Raw genomic sequence first — 3,195 nt, forward strand, 5'->3', positions numbered from 1 at the left:
CAGTCTTTTCTTGACCTTCTCTCTCCTCAACTGTTTCCAGTCTCAGAAAGGAATCTCAAGGGTCGTTACTTTTTTATTCGCATTGTTCAATTTTCAAGATGCTGTTCACTATCTCTTCTCGAGACAGCTTTAATATTATATCACAGAAGATTTTCTTTGTCAATAGTTTTTTGAAAATTTTCTGAGATTTTTTTATTGTCACTTCAGAAGAGCTTATCCATGCTGCACCCGCAGACTCACTGTTTTTCGCTCTCTTGCGGCGACTTAATTATTATACCACGCAGGTAGCCCAAAGTCAACACGGAATAATCAACAAGCTTGACTATTATTTCAAATCGAATTGTGTCTAATTTTACGACCCGCTGAAAGTTAATGTCAGCCGCTTCTCATCGTGGTTTTCCTTGAACGACACTGACACAGAACCACTCAGGCTGCTTCCGGAGCTTTCTATAATAGAAAGAACCCTTTTCTCGTCGCTCATTATTGTCCTGAATTTGTCGTAAATATCGTAGCTGGTGAACTTTATCTCTATAGTATTTCTTCCAGCGCCAAGTTCGCGCTTCACTATGCTCTCAGCTTCCGCAACAGTTGCGGCATACAAGCCGTTTCTCTTATAGTAGTTCCAGTCATCCTTGATACATATATAGGGTTCAAACAGTTCATTATCAGGATTATGAGAGTCTAAAAAATCAGAATCTGGGCGTAAGAAATACTCTCTCCTCACTTCACCGTAAATATCGGTATCCGACCACGTAACGTCTATATTGTACCAGTCTACACCTATGCAAACCTGATTCCATGCGTGATTTTCGTCGGTATCGGTAGTTCCGGTTATAAGGACACTCCTCAATCCAATTTGTGAAGCAAGTAGATTGAAAGCCTTGGCATAGCCCTCGCAGTTGGCTTTGCCTTCCACAAGGCAGCCATAGGCGGTGGAGGAGTAAGCCTCGCCTATGTCATCGGTATATTTACAGTTATTAATTATATAGTTACTGATATAGCTCACCAAATAATAATCGCCGCGAAGCTCCCGGGCTCCGTCAACAACGTCCTGCACAACTTCCTCCAGCTGTTTACGTTTAAGACTGTTGTCACCTTTCTCTCTGTATGCTATCTTTGCATCGCGTACGCGTTTTCCAACGTAATAGACGGAATCGAGATAAAAAAAGCCACCCTCCTGCTTTTCAAGGATACGGTACACCTTTGCATATTCCTCACCTTTGACGTCAATGGGAAGAGCTATAGTTTCCTGCTCCTGCTCAATGCCTCTCAATAGGGAGGAATATACTGCTTTTTCCTTCATATCGAGCTGACTATAAATAGGTCTGACCGACGCTTCCGCATATGTCAAGTATTCAGCATCGTCGGGCATCTTGGTCGTCAAGTCCGAATCCAGCACATACATGGCTGCTGCGCCCGCCAGTATCGCACAAGAAGCTATTATCGTAACTGTCGTAGTTTTATTAACCAAGGTCAGTTCTCCGATATCATAACAGTATTGTTCTTTATTTTGAATGACGGCAGATTCTCCACGAACTTGCTGAACTTGGAGTAGCCGAAAGTCTTTACGTCAAATTCGGGTATCTTCGCGCAAAGCTGCTTTTTGAGCTCTCCGAGATTATAGCCCTTTGTCCCGTTGGTGCGTACTATCGCTGCAAGAGCTGTTTCTATCCGTTCAAGATCTGTCATGCTGGATTTCTGTGAAACCAGGATACTGCTACCCACCTGTCTGAAGCTGAGGCACTCAAAGTCCTTAAGGAACTGAGAGAACTTTGAATACCCGTAGTTTCTAACATCGAAATCCGGATAACGGTTAAGAAGTCTGCTACCCAGCTCTCCTATATTTATCTCGTCCTGCAAATTTGCGTTTTCGGTTATGATACGTACGATAGCAGTCTCAAGTGTCTTGAGTTCAAGTTTTTCGGTTTCACCTGAGCTTTGAAGTTCCTCGTCAGCCAGTATCTCAAGATACTTAAAAGCGTTGCATGCTGTACTGAAGGGCTTTGGGGTTTTCTGCTCGCCCATGCCTATAACATGCATGCCCGATTCACGCAGACGTATGGCAAGTCTTGTGAAATCGCTGTCGCTGGAAACTATGCAAAAGCCATCGATATTATGTGAATAGAGAATATCCATAGCGTCAATTATCATAGCTGAGTCTGTAGCATTCTTGCCAGTGGTATAGCTGTACTGCTGTACCGGCGTGATAGCGTTGTCGAGAGCCATGTTCTTCCAGCCGGCAAGATTTGGTCTCGTCCAGTCACCGTAAACCCTCTTATAGGTAACAACACCGTAGTTGGACACCTCGTCGAGGATATATTTCGTATACTTCGCCGCCACATTATCAGCGTCGATCAGAACAGCGTATCGCATTTCCTTTTCCATTTTCTCACTCCTGTAGCGTCTTGCCGTCAAAACGGCAGATAGTACTTTTATTATAACATTTTTATTTAATTTTGTATATAGTAATTCCGCACAAAAGCCTATTAGCGCCTTTGTGCGGAATTATGAGAATATAGTTATTATTCGTTATACGACGAGTAAGGATACTCGTTCTCTCCATCGGAGAAGCTTTCCTTTCCCCAGTGGTATGAAGGCATATAGTCCTCGCTCTTTCCTGCAATATCGTAGGAGACAGTCTTTTCATAAATGAATTTGCCCGTCCTGCGGTATATGACGCGTTTACGCTCTCCCTTTGACTCCACATAATAAAGAGTATTGCGCCCATCTGGAGTATCGAACTCGTTCAGATACATCATCTCAAAAGCGTTTTTATTATTGAAGGCAACAGCTGCCACAGCACCGCCGCAAAGCAGAACGATAAGGGTAGTCACCACAACTATAGCCATGCCATTTCCACCCTTTGCAATTTTCTCTGCAAGAAAGAACAGCGCGCTCAGGCACACCACAGGCACTAGAGTAAATACCGCTATATTCGCAATAATTACCTGTGTTACTCTTCCGAAGGCAATAAAAGTACCCGGACGGTCATACCAGTAAAAAAGGCGTATCAAAATGCAGCATATTACCGCTACTGCAACAAGTATCCATTTTATAATTCCCACAGCTTTGAGTATTTTCATATTCCTGAATTCCCTCTTAACTGTGTTTTTCTTCATATTATATCTTCGGCTCATAACTTATCTCCGATCGCAGACAATGCTTGTTTATACCGTATATCTTAAATAAAAAATC

3 protein-coding genes are annotated in these 3,195 nt (G+C 42.9%); all 3 read right to left on the minus strand.

Going from position 1 to position 3,195, the window contains the following annotated elements:
- Positions 1-352: 352 nt before the first annotated feature.
- Entirely contained in the window at positions 353-1,471 is a 1,119-nt protein-coding gene (locus J6U00_RS14030; protein WP_296582851.1) for a transglutaminase domain-containing protein, read from the minus strand.
- Positions 1,472-1,473: 2 nt separating this feature from the next.
- Positions 1,474-2,385 carry an NYN domain-containing protein gene (locus J6U00_RS14035; RefSeq protein ID WP_296582852.1) on the minus strand — a complete coding sequence of 304 codons (912 nt, stop codon included), beginning with the start codon at positions 2,383-2,385 and terminating at the stop codon, positions 1,474-1,476.
- Between the two features lie 137 nt (positions 2,386-2,522).
- Entirely contained in the window at positions 2,523-3,137 is a 615-nt protein-coding gene (locus J6U00_RS14040) for a hypothetical protein (protein ID WP_296582854.1), read from the minus strand.
- Positions 3,138-3,195: the final 58 nt, after the last annotated feature.

The sequence above is a fragment of the Ruminococcus sp. genome, assembly GCF_017650195.1.
GTDB lineage: Bacteria > Bacillota > Clostridia > Oscillospirales > Ruminococcaceae > Ruminococcus.